Source organism: Aquabacterium sp. A08, from assembly GCF_011742065.1.
Genome location: NZ_JAAQQT010000278.1, coordinates 1 through 274, shown reverse-complemented (window position 1 = coordinate 274; position 274 = coordinate 1). Strand labels below are relative to the sequence as shown.

Genomic DNA, 274 nt, shown 5'->3' with positions numbered 1-274 from the left:
GCGGGCGCCGCGCCCTCGGGCACGTCCCCGGTCACGGCGGCCAGTTGTGGCTGGGCCGTCAGCCCCCAGGCCTCGTCGGCCAGCACCCGGTCGTCTGTGGGGCCCCAGGCGTCGCCAGATGGCCCCTCTACCAACCCGGCGGCCGCCACCCAGGTCACCCAGCGCGGGGGGCGCGGCAACGGCGCCATGCACTGGCGCGGGCTGAACGGGAAGGCGTGGCGCGCCTTGCCTTGGTTGAGGGTGACGTACAGGTCCTGCAACTGCGGGGCGATGA

Annotated in this window: 1 pseudogene; it reads right to left on the bottom strand. The window is 75.2% G+C overall.

From position 1 onward, the window contains the following. A pseudogene (locus tag HA630_RS26915) lies at positions 1-274 on the bottom strand (fumarylacetoacetate hydrolase); the annotation flags it as partial.